The 18,876-nt window shown below is 43.0% G+C and carries 12 protein-coding genes; 4 read left to right on the forward strand and 8 right to left on the reverse strand.

Annotation, left to right across the window (positions count from 1 at the left end):
* Window positions 1-196: 196 nt before the first annotated feature.
* From ACZ5O6_RS07875 to ACZ5O6_RS07895, 5 genes are all read right to left on the reverse strand, one after another.
* The gene (locus ACZ5O6_RS07875) at window positions 197-2,827 is read right to left on the reverse strand and encodes a DUF2169 family type VI secretion system accessory protein (RefSeq protein ID WP_447092879.1); all 2,631 of its coding nucleotides are present in this window, start codon (window positions 2,825-2,827) and stop codon (window positions 197-199) included.
* Window positions 2,828-3,029: 202 nt separating this feature from the next.
* Window positions 3,030-6,107, reverse strand: a complete 3,078-nt coding sequence (locus tag ACZ5O6_RS07880) for a contractile injection system protein, VgrG/Pvc8 family (protein WP_447092880.1) — start codon at window positions 6,105-6,107, stop codon at window positions 3,030-3,032.
* A 212-nt stretch (window positions 6,108-6,319) separates the two neighbouring features.
* Window positions 6,320-7,744, reverse strand: a complete 1,425-nt coding sequence (locus ACZ5O6_RS07885; protein ID WP_447092881.1) for an efflux transporter outer membrane subunit — start codon at window positions 7,742-7,744, stop codon at window positions 6,320-6,322.
* Between the two features lie 11 nt (window positions 7,745-7,755).
* Window positions 7,756-10,818, reverse strand: coding sequence for an efflux RND transporter permease subunit (locus tag ACZ5O6_RS07890; protein WP_447092882.1), 3,063 nt, complete (start codon window positions 10,816-10,818; stop codon window positions 7,756-7,758).
* Between the two features lie 50 nt (window positions 10,819-10,868).
* Window positions 10,869-11,933, reverse strand: a complete 1,065-nt coding sequence (locus ACZ5O6_RS07895) for an efflux RND transporter periplasmic adaptor subunit (protein WP_447092883.1) — start codon at window positions 11,931-11,933, stop codon at window positions 10,869-10,871.
* Between the two features lie 174 nt (window positions 11,934-12,107).
* Here ACZ5O6_RS07895 and ACZ5O6_RS07900 point away from each other — a divergent pair, with 174 nt between their 5' ends.
* The 4 genes from ACZ5O6_RS07900 to ACZ5O6_RS07915 all read left to right on the forward strand — a co-directional run bounded on the left by ACZ5O6_RS07900 (window position 12,108) and on the right by ACZ5O6_RS07915 (window position 15,756).
* The gene (locus ACZ5O6_RS07900) at window positions 12,108-12,533 is read left to right on the forward strand and encodes an ion channel (protein WP_447092884.1); all 426 of its coding nucleotides are present in this window, start codon (window positions 12,108-12,110) and stop codon (window positions 12,531-12,533) included.
* 66 nt (window positions 12,534-12,599) lie between these two features.
* Window positions 12,600-13,805: a sodium/glutamate symporter gene (gene gltS, locus ACZ5O6_RS07905; protein ID WP_447092885.1), complete on the forward strand. Its 1,206-nt coding sequence runs from the start codon at window positions 12,600-12,602 to the stop codon at window positions 13,803-13,805.
* Between the two features lie 87 nt (window positions 13,806-13,892).
* Entirely contained in the window at window positions 13,893-14,330 is a 438-nt protein-coding gene (locus ACZ5O6_RS07910; protein WP_447092886.1) for a hypothetical protein, read from the forward strand.
* A 181-nt stretch (window positions 14,331-14,511) separates the two neighbouring features.
* Window positions 14,512-15,756, forward strand: a complete 1,245-nt coding sequence (locus ACZ5O6_RS07915) for an alpha/beta fold hydrolase (RefSeq protein ID WP_464283497.1) — start codon at window positions 14,512-14,514, stop codon at window positions 15,754-15,756.
* Window positions 15,757-15,901: 145 nt separating this feature from the next.
* Here the strand turns inward: ACZ5O6_RS07915 and ACZ5O6_RS07920 are convergent, their stop codons facing one another.
* From ACZ5O6_RS07920 to tssA, 3 genes are all read right to left on the reverse strand, one after another.
* Window positions 15,902-16,951 (reverse strand): GNAT family N-acetyltransferase, encoded by a 1,050-nt coding sequence (locus ACZ5O6_RS07920; protein WP_447092888.1) that lies wholly within the window; start codon window positions 16,949-16,951, stop codon window positions 15,902-15,904.
* Window positions 16,952-17,138: 187 nt separating this feature from the next.
* Window positions 17,139-17,633 carry a hypothetical protein gene (locus ACZ5O6_RS07925; protein WP_447092889.1) on the reverse strand — a complete coding sequence of 165 codons (495 nt, stop codon included), beginning with the start codon at window positions 17,631-17,633 and terminating at the stop codon, window positions 17,139-17,141.
* Between the two features lie 37 nt (window positions 17,634-17,670).
* The gene (gene tssA / locus ACZ5O6_RS07930; protein WP_447092890.1) at window positions 17,671-18,876 is read right to left on the reverse strand and encodes a type VI secretion system protein TssA; all 1,206 of its coding nucleotides are present in this window, start codon (window positions 18,874-18,876) and stop codon (window positions 17,671-17,673) included.

Consider the following 18,876-nt stretch of genomic DNA (forward strand, 5'->3'; position numbering starts at 1 on the left):
TCATACCACCGCCACACCACCGTCATACCATCATCATGCCACCGCCACACCATCATCGTCATGCCGGACTTGATCCGGTATTGATCCGGTATTGACCCGACATCAGCATGACGGACTATATTTTATCAATATCTCACTCTACCCTTTCCTCATACCATCGCCACACCATCGTCATGCCGGACTTGATCCGGTATCACTATTTAAGTGACGCCTGCGGATTCACATTGATATTTCTTGTTAAGGTGTGCTGTAAAATATTATCTTCTAGGGTGCAGTTAAAAAATGTTGCGCCTACTATGTCACTATTTTCAAGGTTCACTTTTCGCATAACTGCCTCATTGAATAATGCGTCGCGGCAATGGGCAGAATCAAGTTGTGCCATGCTCATTAAACTGCGTTTGATAATGACTTGAGCCAGATCGGATTTATGCAGTTTTGCATCGCCAAAATCGCATTCAATAAATACTGCACGGCGCGCGCATAAATGTTTAAGGTTTACATTTCTAAAACCACAGCTTGTACAATGTGCTTCGCTAAAGTTGGCAGACGCTAATGTGGCCTCGCTGCTAAACTGGACTTTATCTAATAGAGCGCGGCTAAAATTAGCGCCTTGCCCCTGCGCATCAACAAAGATACATTTTTGTAAATCAGCCGATACCCAATGAGATTGCTGCAAATTAGCTTGCATAAAGATGGATTCTTTAAGCACTGCTTCTTTCCACTGAGAATGAGAAAAATCGGTGTCGTTAAATAGGCTTTTACTGATCACTGCTGCAGTAAATAGGCTATGAGTGAACACAGCCGTTGTCGCCACTATATTGTCGGCCTGAGTAAAACTAAAATCAGCACCGGTAAAATGGCTTTCAGTTAGCGTACTGTTATCAAGTATTGCACGAGTAAATTGCGTTGCCTCACCTTTTGCTTGGCTAAAATTTGTATTGTTGAGTACTGCATCACTCAAGTTGGCATGATGTAATTGTGCTCCGGCAAAAACTGCACCGGCCATATTGGCGTTAACAAATAAGCAGTGATCAAGAATGGCATTTTCAAACATCACATCGCGTAGATCTAAACCGGAGAAATCAACACCCGATAAATCAAGGTGTGATAAATCTCGTCCGGCTAAACTTTCGCCAGTACTAATCAGTTCAAGCACCCATACTTTTGCTTGTTGTTGCACATCACTGCTTAGTAATTTTAGCGGTGTGCTTTGCACTGCCGATTGCCTAGCCTGTCGTTGCATGACTAACAATTTGTCGTAGGCTTGCGCCAAAGTATTGGGATCGAGTTCGTCAGCATTATCGAGTTGTTGTTTGGCGGCTTCGGGCAAATCTTGAATAATATCGCCAATGGTTTTTGTTGCTGCAGCTTGCTGCTTTTCCTTTAAATCTGTAGCCATTACGTAAACAGGGGTTAATAGACGCAGTTTGACATCATCTACTGTTTCTTCGGTGGCAGCGGTATGGTTAGCCGGCTGATCCGCATACTGTTCTTGATACCCCCCTGCCAACGTTTCTAACTCTGCCTGCTTTTCTGCCATTTCTTGTTCTAGTGTGACTTGTAATTGGTCAGTGGCTGCCAACATATCAGTAAGATCAAAATCTCCACTGGCAAGTACGGCGCTAGGAATAGTCGGTATATCATAAGGAGAGTTTTGCGAAGAAGGTGCTTGGGCAGAAAGTGCTTGAATAGAACCATCTGCAGATTTCGATTGATGAACCGCTAAAGCGTCACTGGCTTCTTGTTGCCCGGGCGCGCCTATTGGTAATTTTTTTTGCACGATCTCTTCTGCTTGCTGCAAAATCTGTTGGCGCATCTTATCTACCGCCACTTTTTCTTCTTTCTCACTTTGCGTAACTAACTGCGCTAATGCTTGCTTTTCTTCTTCGGTTTTTTCTGGCATCAATTGTGATTCGTTAAACACATGCGCCATCGCTGTTTTCATATCGGTACGCAGAGATAGTACATTCTGGTAATAGTCGATAGACCGTGGGGAATCATCCGCACTTTCATAAGCGAGTAGCAAAGCATTAACGTCGAGGCCATCACTATCTTGTACCGCAATTTCTCCACGAAAAATAGCCACACCAATATCAACTTCAGGAAAAAACCAGAGGGTTTCTAACACAGTATCGATTTCGGTAATATCCTTATTCGACGACTCATTGAGTTGCGCAAATGCACGTACGCGAATATTGGGAATATGCCCCTCAATACAGGCTTTATCCGCATGCATATCCGTGAGGCGATAAGCGGTATTGGGTGAAAAATACGGCGTGGTTAATAAGCCCTTTTTCAGTTGCTGATCTTTACTGGCGGTATTAAATAAACGTTCATCGGTATCTGTGGGCAGCCCCGGATGCACGGTATCCAACCACTTTTTATCATAGGTACCGTTATAACGGCTGCGCTGCTTATCGAGCACATCTAAGGGCATAAATTGGTTTAAGGGATTTTTTTGTGATTGTTTAAAGCGAGAAAAATGAGGTAATCGTACGGATTTTTTGATACCACCTATTCCAAGCTCCCCCAATTCAAGGCCCCCCACCTCAAGGCAAGGCGATGAGCGATAAAACAAACCGTGCTGGTGAAAATATCCATTAGCACATACGAGGGCTTCTCCACGAGGCTTAACATAACCAATATCTAATGCTTGCCCCTCTGGTAGCTGCCCCATCACTCTCGGCCACTGGTCGTACTCAATAAGTGGGTGCTGAGTATTTTTTTGCAAACTAAAAAAAGCCAACGCCCCGACTGCAAAACGATGATGATGCAGGTGGTAGGTTTTATGGATTAAACCTAGGCGGTTGGATTTAATGATTTGCATTATGGCGTCCGTGATAACTCAGTAGTATCACGCCAGTTTTTACTTGGTATATATCGAAAAACTGAAAAAATGGATTCCGGATAAGCAAAAAACGCTTTCCAGAATGACGAGATATTTTTAAAGACTACGTCATACCGGACTTGAGCCGGCATCCACTCGACATCTAAAAACATGGCCTTAATATAACGTTTAGCCAGATACATCATACTTTTAAATCCATACCCGATACCACTTCAGCAATCGTGGCTCTTAACTTAGCTTGTTGGCGAAGATCAGATTCGGCTTTTGTCACACCGTTAATCATTTCAAAATCAACACTGGCTTGGTTAATGATTTTTGCAGTGGCGGCTAGTGAGTTAATTAACTCGACACTAGCACTTGCCGTATTAGTTATAGAAGCGGAGGCGGACAGGGTATTAGTTAGAGCAACGCTGGCGCTTAAGTTCAAGCTCATTGAGGTGGAAGCGCCGATATTTAAACTGGTATCGGCTTTTGCAGCGATGGATACATTCGTGGAATTACTCGCAGCTAAACTAATCGAGGTATCGTCTGATACGCCCACAGAAATACTCGTCGATTTACGTGCGGCTACGTTAATTGACGTATCATCGGTTGCGCCTACAAAGACGTTGGTCGATTTTTTGGCGGCAACATTCACCGACGATTCATTACTCGCACCCACGGTGACACTGGATGAATTTCTATTCGCGACATTGACAGACACATCATTGGTTGCACCCACGAAAGTACTGGTCGAATTTTTTGCGCCAATATAGGTAGAGGCATCAGTTGCACTACCAATGGTGGTGCTAATATTTTTAGTATCCGTAAGATTAGTTTGCATATTAGTGCTAGAACCAATCGTCGTTGATTGAGAAAAAGTATCGGCAATTTGTAAACCGTAATTAAAGGAAGGGCCAATAGTTGTTGATAGACTGGTCGTGCCAGCGATGCGGGTATCTATATTCATAATGGCACCAATAGTGAGGGAGTTACTAAACTGTGCCGCACACGTGATGCTATTACTAAAAGACATTCCTACCATTAACGAATCGTTAAAGGTAGCGCCTAAGGTTTTGCTAATATTTTCGCTAATGCCCAAAGTGATTGAAGAGTTATAGTGCGTACCGGGTATTAAACTCCCAATAGACACATCCGGCGCGCTGATACCCACACCGTTGCAATTGATAGATCGCCCCAGCACTGATGATCGGCTAAAGGTATCGCCGTTCGATAATTCATCGGTATATTCACTAATATCTTTTGGCAGTTTTCCATTAATAAAACTCGGATTTTGTAAATCTGGACTTGGAGTGTACTTGCCCACAACAGAAACATTAGCGCTCTTACCCGTTTCGGAATAACCTTCACTAACCTTGGTAGACCCATAGTTATAACTATGAGCGGTGTGAGATTCACCAAAACTACTGCCTTGCGAAATAGAAGCACCAATAACACCTACATCTGGGTTGGCCTCATTGCCACTGAGCGACACGCTCCACGAACCACCTTTGTTATAACTGGTACTCCCATACTGTGTACCCGCCATACCAATATTATCGTAGGCGCCTTCAACCAGACGCACTGCCTGCGGTAAATTAGTTTGCGCCATATGACCAAAATGGATGCTCATATTATCGCCATAACTGGTGGAGTAGCTGCTACCCCAATTGGTATTAGCCTGCCATGATGCATTGCGACGATCAGGCGGCTGAATCACTTTTGAACCATGAGAGGCTAACACCTGCTGTAGCTCCGGCTGCTCGCTCTCATTACTGCCGCGCCCAATCATCACCATGGAATTAATTTCTGGCACAGATTGCGACGAACGCGGTAGCACGACCCAGTGTTTTTGTCCGGTCGCCAATTGCACTAAACAGCCGGCCTCACCGTGACACTCTCCATTGTGTTCGAGGTTCCCTTCAAAAAACACTTGGCCTTTTTCGGGTTGAAAATTATTTTTACTGCGATAGCGCCAGCCAACGGGCTTTTCGTGGTCGAGCACTTTGGCCAATACACTCCCTTGCTGTGTACTGTGCATAGAAAAAGGCGTTAAAAATGTTTTTTCCGTTTCGTCACCCTTTGTTACAACTTCAGTCGATTCTATACTACCGGTATAACCTGTCTCGCCACTAAATTTGTGCTCAATTTTAGTGACGACATAAATTTTCTGGTCGAACTCAGGCCGCCCCTTACCTTCTACTTTTTCTGCGTTATCGCTTTTATCCAGCAGGGGGTTAAAGAGTTGAAAACAGTAACCCGGACTTAATAGTGGGTTATACACTGAGCCGGTTAAGGTACCGGTTTCAGTACTAATTTGTTGCGCAATTTTACGTTGTTGATCTTTGGCTTCGTTATCATTAACGCCGTAATCATAATTCCAGTAATGCTGAAAACCGACTGTCGATGATGCGCTATTATCTTGCGCGCTATAACTATTAAAGTTAGCTACCGTATTATCTTTCCATTGAGGGTCTACTTGGCTTAATAATGTTTGCACTTTGGCGGGCATCATTTTTACGGAATAACGTAAATTAGCAAAAACATCATATTGCTGTGACCGCAGCGGCTCAACAGAGCTAAAGGTATAGCGTAATGGTAATGGCCCGTGATGAAAGCCCGGAATCGACACGGTATCGGGCGTCAGTGTTTTATCCGAAAACACCAACACTAAACGGCTTTCTTCGTGAATAAAAAAGTAGTTAAGAAACGCTTTTGCCAAAATGCGCTGCAACATATCCATCGACGACTCACCCGCCTGCATCCAGTCTTGAGTACGTGTTAGCGTCGGGCTATCACTTAAATCAAAGCGTAAGGCAAAACGCGGATCTTGTAGTTCATGCTCAAGTAAACGAGTAATTAACTCACGAATATCGCAGCCACTATAAATATAGTAATTATTACGTAGCGTGAGTAGATGCAGGGGGGATTGCAAGGTGAGTGTATAAATGCCGGGCGCACCCACGGCTATTTCGGTAATCACCCCACGAAAAAAACGTGGGGTAAAGTCACCTTCTTCTGGCATGGCTATGGTTATCTTCGCCCAGTGCCCCATATAGTGTGCATCTAATAAGGCACCCGCGTTGCTCGTGTCATCAGCGCGTAATTCCACTGACAATTGAAACGGCTGCGAGACCGACTCCTGCCCTTGTATCGAATGCACACGTATATATTGGCTGCCAATAGTTTCTCTATTGGCATCGCTCTCGATCTCGATAATCGCTAACTGATGATCAACGTCGAGAGACTCAATATTAAAAGGAGGAAAGCTGTCGACCATAACATACGCAAATTTGCTGATAAAGAATAAGAGCAATTGCAGTTTTAGTGCCAATATGTGAAAGCAGCAAGTACGGAGTCAATAGTCATAAACGTAGGGGATTAACCCTTATTCAAGGGCTAAGAGAACAGAAAAAAGCGCCATACGGGTTATTTTTGACCCGCCCAACATGGGTAAAAAGTGATGATTGAGATAGAAAAGAGCGTTACTGTCTACCAACGACCACCCAGCGCCATATATAAGTCAGTTCTTTGATCAAGCTGCAAGCGCTGCAAAGTAGTTAGGCTTGTTTTTGCGCTAATTAAACGTTGCTGAATAGCCAGCACATCTAACAAATTAATTTCGCCTTCTTGGTATCGTAAACTCGCAATACGATAAGCTTCTTGCGCTTCTTTTTCTACAGTAGCGAGTTCCCGCTGACGCTGTGTTAATACAATACCTTGATCTAGTGCGGTTTCAACTTCACTAAACGCTGTTAGTGCCGACTGACCATAAGTCAATAGCGCTTGTTTTTGTTCTGCTGATGCAGCATCAATCTGTGCCTGCTTAGAACCGCCGTCAAAAATAGACACTAATAAATTAGTGCCTAAACGCCACACCGTATTGGCAGGATCTAATACATCCGCAAGCGAACTAGACGAACCACCAACGCTACCGGTTAAGCTAAGTGAAGGTAAGCGTGCCGCTTTTGTCGCTTCACGTTTATTAAAGGCCGCAGCCACCCTTCTTTCGGCGGCGACTAAATCTGGGCGACGTTCAAGTAATGCCGAGGGTATGCCTGCAGGTGGCGCAGGTGGTGGTGCAGGCAATAGAGAAGCAACTGTCAACTCTGCGCTAGGATAACGCCCCAATAACACCTCTAAGGCTCTCGCTGCATTTCGCTGCGCACCTTCTAAGGTGATTAGTTGCTCACGCGCACTGGCACTATCGGAGCGCGTGAGCGATACATCCTGAGCCGACACGATGCCATTTTCATATTGAACATTCACGATACGGGATGTTTCATCCAGTATCGCTAAACGCTCACGTGCAACCTTAATTTGATTGTTGGATTCTACTAAAGAAAAATAGGCTTTCGCTGTGGTTGCCGCTAATGAATGCTGGGTATAACGGAAATCTGCTTGAGCTGCTTGAGCACTATTGGCCGCAGCCTGTTCGCCACTGCGAATACGCCCCCATAAATCCACTTCCCAGCTAGCTTGCAAACCAATACCGCGACTATCAATAGGCGCAATATCGCCATCTCTAGAGCCTGAGCGCCCACCATCTAGACTTAAGCCGACATTAGGCAATAAAGTAGCGCCCGCCTGTTTAGCTAATGCTTGTGCACTTTCGACACTGGCCGCTGCGGCTAATAAGTTACGGTTATTGGCTTGTGCCTCACTCACTAGTGCTCTTAGTCGTGAATCATTAAACGACTCAAGCCAATTAACTTCAATGTCGCTGGCATCTGCTTTAGTGGCCCATTGAGCAGCAGTAATAGCGGTCTGTTCTTCTAACTTATTTTTTATCGTTGATTCGCTTTTTTCCCCCGACATAAACCCACAACTAGATATCAGCGTGGTCACGGTTGACATAATAATAACGTTTGAAAGTGTCGATTTACTCAATGAAAAGCGGTTCAATGAAAATAACATAATTTACGTCTCTACCTTTCGTCGGCTTTAATATTAAAGAAAATACTATATAGCACTGGAATAATAATCAGCGTTACTAGGGTTGCGAATAATAATCCAAAAATCAGTACGACCGACATCGATTGAAAAAATGCATCCATATAGAGTGGCAATACACCTAATACCGTCGTCAACGTCCCCATCATCACGGGTCGTAAACGGCTAGCGGCTGACTCAATAATCGCGGTATAACGTGGCTTACCACTGCTAATTTCAAAATCAATTTGGTCCACTAACACAATGGCATTTTTAATTAACAAACCAGATAAAGAGAGTACGCCTAGTATCGCCATAAACTCTAAAGGCAGTTCCATTAACAGTAAACCCGCGACGACACCCACAATGGCTAAAGGGACGACTAACCAAATAATCACCGGTTGTCGCACCTTACCAAATAACACAAATACCACTAAGACCATTGCTAACAAACCTAACGGCAGTGTCGATGCTAAATCTTCATTAGAATCTTTAGAGTTACCATATTCGCCATCCCATTCTAGTGTGTAGCCATCCGGTAAGGCGATAGCTTCTATCTCAGGCTTTAAGCGTTTATGTAAGCTTGATGCTAATTCACCGGGGAATGGATCTGATTGCGCTTTAATCGTCCATATTCTATCTTCTCGTTTAAGCACACCATCGCGCCATACGGTGTTAAACCCGTCAACAACTTGTTGAATAGGCACAAGCTGGCCCGTCGCTGAACTTAAAATTTGAATATTGCGAATATCCTCAATACCGACACGTTCATTAGCTGGCGCTCTAGAAATAATAGGAATAAGTTCATCACCTTCACGATAAACGCCCACCGAACGACCTGAAAAATTCGTTTGTAGTGCCTGCGATAAGTCGGCTCGTGAAATACCCGCTCGACTGCCTTTTACTTCGGAATATATAGGCTCGATGATACTCACAGGTTGGCGCCAATCATCTTTAATAGATAATGCACCACCGTCCGCAATCATAATCGTTTTCGCTTTGTTAGCGAGTTGTCGCAATACCACAGGATCAGACCCTTTAAATGTGGCCTCAATTTTAGAACCGCCACCGGGTCCTAGTTGAAAGCGCCACACTTTAGATTGCGCATTAGCGTAATTGTCATCAAGGTAAGTTTGAATTTGAGGAATTAACCCATCAATTTTTTTATAGTCATCGACTTTAATTAATAGCTGACCATAAGCTTCGTTGGCCGACTCTGGTGAATACACCAACATAAAGCGAATACCACCTGCGCCAATACTAGTTTGTATATCCGTCACACCGTCCAAGTCTTTAACAAATAATTCAACTTGCTGAATATCGCTTTGTGTTTTGGCAATGTTAGCGCCTTCGGGCAACCAATAATCCACAACAACTTGCGGTGTAGTCGATGCAGGAAAAAAGCCCTCTTTCACAAACTGCAAACCCCAAACTGATGCCATAAAAATACCGACAACCGCACCAACGGTTATCCAACGAATCGAAATGGCTTTATGGACACACTCTTTATAGACCCGAAAAAAGGCGTTATCAGCTACGGGTTCATTGGCTGTCGCTTTCAACTCATTGAATAACCAAAAGCAAAACAAAGGCGTTAGAGTGATAGCAAACACCCAGCTATATAATAAGGAGATTAATATCACCCAAAACAAATGCCCCGTATATTCAGCGGTCGAACCCGGCGCTAAGCCAATGGGTGCAAAGGCAATAATGCCAACTAATGTACCGCCTAATAATGGCCACTTAGTTTGAGTAACAATTTCTTTCGCTATGGCTAACTTTTTACGTCCCTTCTGTACGCAAATTAAAATACCTTCCGTCACGACAATAGCGTTATCAACCATCATGCCTAAGGCAATAATTAATGCACCCAGTGAAATACGGTGCATAGGAATATCAATCATACTCATGGTGGCCAAGGTCGCCGCAATAGTCAGCAATAATATGGCGCCAATTACAATGGCAGACTTTAACCCCATAAATATCAACAAGGTCACTATCACAATCGCTAATGCGGCCATCACATTAACCACAAAATCTTTTACGGCTAGATCAACAATATTACCCTGATGATAATACTCGTGCAGCTCCATGCCTAATGGTCGACGACTCTCTGCTTCTTGAATTTTTTGATCAATCGCTTCACTTGTTTTCACAATATTACCGCCAAGTTGACCCGCAATACCAAGGCCAATAGCCGTTTCACCGTTATAACGATGGAGTAAACGCGGCGGGTTTTGGTAACCGCGCCACACATGCGCAATATCTTTTAAATAAATCAGTTTAGAAGACGAGCCTTGGGTTGTTGTCGTCACTACTAAATTTCTAATCGCTTCAACAGAATCAATACCACCCGACGGATCTATCGTAATACGCTGGTCACCTACCACCACATTACCTGCAGAGGTAATCGTGTTTTGCTGCTCTAACGCCTGATAAACATTGTTAACCGAAACACCTAAAGCTGTAGCACTTTCTCGTGACACTTCAACAAAAATAGCTTCTTGCAACGTACCGCTTAGAGCAACTTTTGCGACACCATCTACCTGTAATATTTCATCTTGCAAAGATTTCGCATAGGTTTTTAATTCCGCTGGTGTATATCCATCGCCCGTAATGAAATAATATAGACCGTACACATCACCAAAATCATCGTTAACAATTGGCGCTAGCGTGCCGGGTGGTAATGATGACCCTGCATCGTTAATTTTATTGCGTAGCTTTGTCCAAATTAATTGTAAATCCGCCTTAGTCGGTGAAAATTCATATTTAATATCAACAGTAATCTCAGATACACCCGCACGAGATTTCGATTTAATCACATCCACTTCTTGTAATTGCTTAATGGCTTTTTCTAAGGGCGAGGTGACTTCTTCAGCGACTTGCTGCGGGCTTGCACCCGGGTATTGGGTAATAACCAAAGCACTGCGAATAGTAAACTCAGGGTCTTCAAATCGCGGCATCGATTCATAAGCAGTCCAACCACCGAGTATGGCAAGCAAAATTACAATAACGCTTAATACGGTATTTTTTATGGTGAATTCAGCAATGTTTATCATTATTTATTCTCAGTAAAGGGGCGGTAAGCGTGAGTATCTGTCAGTGGGGGTTATTCCCAACTTCTCACCGTCATCCCCTCGGCTAAATAAGATGCACCGGCACCGGCGATCATTTCACCCGGAGCCAAGCCCTTTTTAACAATCAAGTTGGCCCCTATCCCTTGCTCTAATATCACCGCACGCTTTGATACCCTCATTGACTGCTGATCCACCACCCATACAAATTGCTGATCACCATCAGATAAAATAGCCGCTAAAGGTAAAACAACCGGCACCACTTCATTTGCCGTAGACGATTGCGTCACAACGGTTGCATTCATGCCGGGTAAAATAGTTAAGTCACTAGGAGGGGTAAACGAAAAAACAACATTATAGGTTTGCGAAACTGCGTCAGCTATTAAAGAGGCTTCTTTAAACGTGGCCTCTATAGAGGTATTAGGAGCAGCATCTAAAATAACAAACGCTTTCTTATCACTGCGCTGCTCAATCGTAGCAATAACACTGGCAGGAATATCAATAGAGGCTTTAAGGGTTTGTAAATCGATGAGTGACGCTATTGTGGTGCCGGGCTGTACGCTTTCTAATTTTTTAACCGGCACTTTGGCAACAACACCCGTAAATGGCGCGCGTAATATCGTGTCTTCAAGGGCTTTTTTAGCACTATCCAAACTCGATCTCGCCACATCACGCTGTGCTTTACGTTGATCCAGCACATTTTTTGCGATGGCATTCTCCTTAGACAAGCGTACTGCTCTTTGGTATTCATCGTCAGCATTTTTAAATTGTGCCCGCGCAGACGTCACATTATTGCTAAAGTCTCGTTGACGTAAAGTGGCGATAACAGCACCTTTTTCAACGGGCTGAGATTCTGTTACCAATACATCTTCTACCAAACCTGACATTTCAAACGTTAAATTGGATGACTGCGCCGCATCAATCACCGCAGGGTAACGAGTAGACACCGTCGCGCTCGCCTCATTAACCGTAATCAGCTTAATAGGGCGAACAAGCGGTTCGGCAGACTCGGTTTGAGTATCATTACCACAACCAATTAATAACGTAGCTAATGCACTAGCCAATAAAGTCTTTCGTAGGGTGAATACACGAGTGGGCATAAGAGACTACCTTTGTTACTATTGGGTTAAATGGCGACTACATTATAATTATGAACTGGTCATTCTACAGACATAAACTTGTGCACGAATAATAAAACAAATAGATCAGGAAAACCAAACAAAACACTTCTTCTATAAGGTATATTACGCTTTTTACACGCTAAGATGGCTACCATGATTAATCAATTATTACTGGGCTCGTTGATTATTGTTGTCACGGTTATTATTCAAGTGGCATTTTTCAATATCGCTATAAGCCGCCTTGTTCGCATTGGGCAATGGCTGGTTACTCCTGCATCTTTTTTAAAAACCTCCATGATCATGGTGGTAGTCGTATTATGGACATTACTCGGCATTACACTCAGCACGTGGATCTGGGCAAGCCTATTACTTATGGTTGGTGCCCTTCCGTCGTTTGAAGAAGCGCTGTATTTTGCTACCGTGACATTAACAACCTTAGGCTATGGTGACATCACCTTAAACGTCGATTGGCGTCTACTTTCTAGCCTAGCAGCAGTTAATGGACTAATCATTTTTGGGCTGAATACGGCGTTTTTAGTCCAGTTTGTCGAAAAAACACGAGGCCTGCACCTTAAATAACTCTCACCTTCAAAAAACCATATTACACAAACCTTCAACCCTCGCAGTAAAGGAAAGTAATTTTGTATGAATAATTATGTTGTTGATGACTTCTTAACTTACACGCTAGGTATTTTGGTGTTTTTCATTGGCGTCAACATTAATAAACGTGTCGCTTTCTTACGAAAATATAATATTCCCGACCCGGTTACCGGCGGTTTACTGGCCACTCTGTTCACCTTTTTGATTTTTCTCGTCACCGATACAGAAATCACTTTTCAGCTAGAAACACGCGATACCTTACTCATCTATTTCTTCACTGCGATTGGCTTAAACGCGCGCTTTTCCGATTTGATTAGTGGTGGTAAACCGCTGTTTATCATGCTGATACTCACACTATCGTATATTGTCATTCAAAATATCGTTGGAATTGCAGGTGCAACATTAGTTGGAAGCCCTCCTGCTGTGGGCGTACTGGCAGGCTCGGCCTCATTAATTGGCGGCCACGGAACGACTATCGCATGGGCACCCGATATAATGGCGCTTGGCATAGACAACGCATTAGAAATTGGTATTGCCTGCGCGACCCTAGGCCTCATTATCGCTAGCTTAATTGGCGGCCCCATTGCGCAGTATTTATTATCTCGCCATAAACTGAGTGGGCAATCGGGCGAAGAGCCTATGGTGGGCATTGCTTATAAAGAAGCCGACAGCAATAGTGGCTCTATTAACCATATGCACCTAATGGCAGTTATTCTGGTACTACACATTGCCATCATTATTGGCTACATACTCAATGAGCAAATTACCGCACTCGGCTTCAAACTGCCTTTATTTGTGACCTGCTTATTAACGGGTATTGTGTTATCCAATAGTATTCCTTATTTACTGCCTAAAGTGCACTGGCCTGCACGCACACAAGCGCTGGCATTAGTGTCTGACTTTTCATTGGGTTTATTTTTAGCCATGTCGTTAATGAGTATGCAACTCTGGACAATAGCTGGCCTTGCTGGCCCATTGCTCGTTATTTTGTTATTACAAACGATCACCGCAGCGGTATTTATTATTTTTGTGCTATTCCCTTTAATGGGCAAAAACTATCAAGCCGCCGTATTAAGTGCAGGCTTTGGCGGCTTTGCACTGGGGGCAACCCCCACAGCAATCGCGAATATGACCGCAGTAACAAAATCCCACGGCCCTGCTCCCGCCGCTTTTTTAATATTACCCTTAGTCGCCGCTTTTTTTGTCGATGTCGCGAACTCATTTGTGATTCGTTTTTTACTTGAGTGGTAAAGGCATACAGCGCATGAATAATAGTGATCAATCTTAAATAAACATTTGATTCATCATCAGCGTTCAACCAATGTAAAGAGCAATTTTATGCACTTAAATACAAACGTAAAAACCAGTAAGAAACACGTCCTGTTTATTTTCCTACTCGGTTTTATTGTTATTAACGGGGGATGTACCACTCCCCCACCTAAAAATAAAGCCAGCATTCTCACTATTAATGATTTAATTATCACCAACAAAACATCCACATTGATAGAAGATGTGACCTTGAGAGACTTGGCAAGTCATACATTTTTTTCATGTAGTAAAATATTAGCTAACGCTGAGTGCTCGATGGGATTCCAAACAATAGACGCCGAAGATCACGCGGCAATTATCACATGGCGACAAGGAACACAGTCTTACCAACATAGAGTAAAAGCAGAAAACACACTATCAAGCCCCGAAGCGGTTCAAGTACATATTGATATCTACTATGGAGGCAAACTTCATACGTATTTTAAAGCGCTATTGGATATTGACTGAATCGAACTTCGTTAATGGTGGTATCAGTCCTAAGCATGTCTAGAATATGTTATATTAAAATTCTCTTTTACTTAATCTTCGAAGTATAGGTAAACTAGCATCGCATTACAGGCATCACTTTCAATATCATCACACAAAAATTTTCATTACACATCACCTACAAATAATTATAGGAAAAAATATGAAGAGTGGATTTATTGTTTTTATGAGCATATTTTTTTCTGGCTGTATGTTTATAGGTCTTAGTGAGGATGTCGAGAAACTGGAAGCAGCCACGTCTATTACTGGAAAAATAGAATTAGCAAACAACAGTCATTTACCCATAGTGGTGACGTTAAGCCGCTCAGAGGGTGGAGAAAATCCATTACAGTCCTATACCGTTGTTTATGATTCTAATGATTTCTTTTTCTCAGTTCCAAAAGGCAAGTACTACTTGTTAGCCTTTGAAGATAGTAATCACGATTTCACCCTGCAAGACAATGAACGTGTGGGCTGGTATGGTTCCCCAACGCTAATAGATACTGATTCGAAAAAAACTTATACCAACATAAGTATTACACTGCGCGAGCCTACAGATGCTAAAATCATACTCCCTTCGTTGTACACCCCAGAGATGGTGCACAAGCCCGTTAACATCGATAAAATAAACCTCGGAAAAGTAGTCGATACATCGGTATTCAAACCGGAGCTAGGCTCTCTTGGCATGTGGGAACCGGTTAAATTTCACCTTGAAGGCCATAGCGGCATTTATTTTCTTGAACCATATAACAAGAAAAAGATACCGGTATTATTGGTGCATGGGATCAGTGGCTCGGGGCATGACTGGCTATACGTTCTTGAAAATTTAGATCGTGAAAAATTTCAACCTTGGGTTGTGCAATATCCTTCTGGTATGCGACTTAGCTTATTGAGTAAGTCCTTGAGTCAATCTATTAACGAGCTCAAAGCAACGTATAACTTTACTGAACTAGCCGTTGTTGCCCATAGTATGGGAGGGCTTATATCGAGGGGGTTGATTAATCATCAATCGGTAAGTGATGAAAAAAGTAATAGTATCAATACCTTTATTACGATATCGACACCTTGGCTTGGTCATAATGCCGCAAGTCAAGGGGCAAAGTATGCACCAGTAGCGGTGCCATCATGGTTTGATATGGTGCCTGAAAGCCCGTACTTAAATTCTTTGTATAAACAAGCTTTACCAAAGAACATACAATTTCACCTACTGTTCAGCCACAAAGGTAAAGGCGGTGGCATTATAAAAAAGGCTAATTCAGATGGAACCGTCACATTAGCTAGCCAGCTTCCTAACAAAGCCCAAGAAGAGGCGGTTAAAGTCATAGGTTATGATGAAACTCATATTGGTATTTTAAATAGCGTAGAAGTTATTAAAAAAATAAACAAAATTCTTAAAAAAGCCTATTAAAGTAAAAAAACGACGATTAAGTTTTTATAAAAACCTAGCTGATACATAAATCATAATGATGGAAATTCGGTTTACGTGCTTATCACCCTAAGCAAGAGAAGACAACGCCCCATCACCAATAAACTAAGGAAGGGAAATCAACCTATCAAGCCGCTATGGTTTGCTGATTCGGTACGGGCTGAATATCACTGTTCATGGCATAAAGTAAATATTTAAGCCCTTGGAACAATTGGTGTTCTGGTTTATTCGCACCGCGATAGTAAAACACTTCGTGCTCGTCGGGAGCGGCGGCAGCAAAAGGTAATGGCTGAAATCCTATTTTTTGAATGGCTTTATGCGAGGGAATATTGTCTGCATATATTTTTGCATAGCAGCATGTCATACCTTGCTGCTCTCCCCACTGCATTAATAACTCCACGGCTTGAGGGCCTAAACCCATACCCTGAAAGTCTTCACCTAGCCAATAGTAGAAAAAACCAACACCATCATATAATTGCAAACTAACACTGCCGATAAACCCCCATTCTTGATGAAAAATAGCGAATACTTCTCGATGGGGATCGTTTTGCATATCGTCGAGCCAATAATGCCAATCGTCATTTTCGGTAAACACCGGAAGATTACACAATGCCTGTATGGATTCATTATATTGCCAAGCAAAATCGTACAGGTGCTGAACTAATAGAGGAGTAATCCATAAATCATTTTTTTCAGTACACACCAAGGGCGTGCTCGACTCACAGGCATAACGCCATGCCTGTTGCTGTCGTTGATCGTCAGGGTGAGCTAATAAGGCAAGCCTGAGAACGTGTTTCGCCAAATCATATCGACCCATATGTTGATAAGTTTCTGCTAATAAAGTAGCGGGATCACTATTATTAAATAACTGGCTGGCGTCGGGCTGCTGCATATACTGTTGATGCACAACAAGGCGTAACGGCCAATCGCATAGTAAATCAGCGAGCTCCACTAGCTTGGCCAGAATGCTAATGGCATTGGCTGAATTAGAGGTATGACTACTATCTGCAAGTATAGAAGGCAACAAACGACGGAGTTCTAATAAATAGGATAAACGCTGAGAACCATCAATACATCGCTCTTTAGCGTCGCTCAACCATTGGTCTACGGTGTGGCTGCAAAACTGATTCGCCATCACGTGATTATCTTTAGCTGAATGCTGATTATCGTTATTCATACCATTAACCCTACGAGCGATTAGGAGAGTCATAAGTGCTACACACGGCACAGACTTTCATGTCTCGTTAGCTCAGCAAGTCAGCGGCAGCTTGTGCCGATGCAGAAACACGATTACACATTTTTTGTCTCTCTTGTGGTGTTGCAATACCAACCTCTAATTAAAATTTAGAACGCAATATCTATTGTTATTTACCCAATTTTTTCGTCCAATAACTCACTGAATGCTTAGCCGGTTGTTCACCTTTGCCAATACGATCTAATTGTCGATCAACATTATCGGTAAAGGCAGGGAATGCTTTTTTGACTGCAGCACCATATTTATTAATTTTTTGTAGCTTGCCTTGAAGATCTTGTGGTGAATAAAGATCATGCTTCATTGCATGTCTGAGCTCACGATTATGTGCGTGAAATTCCATAACCGATCGATGTTCTTTACCACTCATCCCTTGATCTAATTGCTGTACATGAATACTCTCATGATACATCGTAGCCTGTAGACGCTTATCGGTCACACCACTGGCCCAATTACTATTGACCGTAATGCGTCCTGTTGACGGGTTAGTTGACGCATGCCCAGATGGTTTAGGAATACTTCTTACTTCACTGCTGCCCACTCTTGCTTGAATACTAGGTACATCGGCAACAATTTTTTGTACTCTGCGATTGACATCATCAGCCATAATTTATTCCTCTTATTGTTAAGATGAGAACCTACCGTTATTCATTTTTTTCTTTATCGGATAAGCCCATTATTTCAAAAATATTGAGCTGCCCTGCTTTATGTAAAAATAATTCTTGATACAAGTCAGGCGCGGATTTTTCTCCCCACTGACAGGCAGTATTGACCATATAAGGTACAGGGCTATGCGGATCATCTTTCATTAAAAACGTGGCCGCTTCTCGCAAGCGTGCAAAAGCATCAGCACGGTTACGAATCACGCCATTATTAGGTGGAGCGTCATCGCCTGAGCCTGCCCCACCAGAATTACCTTCACCTGAATCATCACTATTCTGAGCATCGCTATTTGCTGCTGCTTGTTGCTCACTATGTTCATCTACTACCGCTAACTCATGAGCAATAGCATTAACGTGTAATCCCCTTCGGTGCAGTTCGTTTTCAGCAACCGAAGCAATATCGCCCATTAAACGTGTCATTTCATTAAGGCTGGGGCTATCGTGTTCACATTGCTGATCAAACCATGCGATTAAGTCATCGATCGCTTGATTGGCATCAAAAATATCAAGACATAATTGCTGTAAAAAGATTTCATCAGTAGCTGCTAAGCGCTGCCTAAACAATTCAGTATTAACACCTTCCCACTTAATTTGTCCCTGATGTTGACGCTGGAGTTGTTCGTAGCGTTGTGCATTTTCCCAGTCATCCCATGTATATTCTTTACCATCAAGGGGAGTATGAGTGATTGGCAGTAAGCGCAAACACAATGACAGTTTTTGATTCATCCAGTTGATGGGGTTCGTTCTAAACTCGATGTCACCATCTAGCATTTGTGGATGCATGGTATCCCAAAAGGTTTCACATAAAGCACGCAATAATACGGCAGCCGGCGCAATACCCGCAAAGCCGTAACGATGAATACTTGACTCCATTAACCACACACCCAATTGCAAATCTTTGCTTTTAAAACACAAGGCTTCAAGTGCGGTAAATTCTACTTTTTCCCAGTCAGCAGTTTTGAGTTCGTGTGTCCATACGCCTTGCGGCAAGCTTGCATCATCTTCTCGACGCGCTTCTTTAATTTTGGCATAAACCCCATTGTGACGAACCGAATCGCCCACGTGCGAATCACCAATAGGAGTAAGCAGTTGCTCTAAACTACGGCCAAAGCGTTGCTCAAGATAGGTATTCACTTGCTCATTAAATACCATAGGCTGGTCATGAATTAATTCTGGGAGGCGCATCAT

Source organism: Eionea flava (assembly GCF_055393785.1).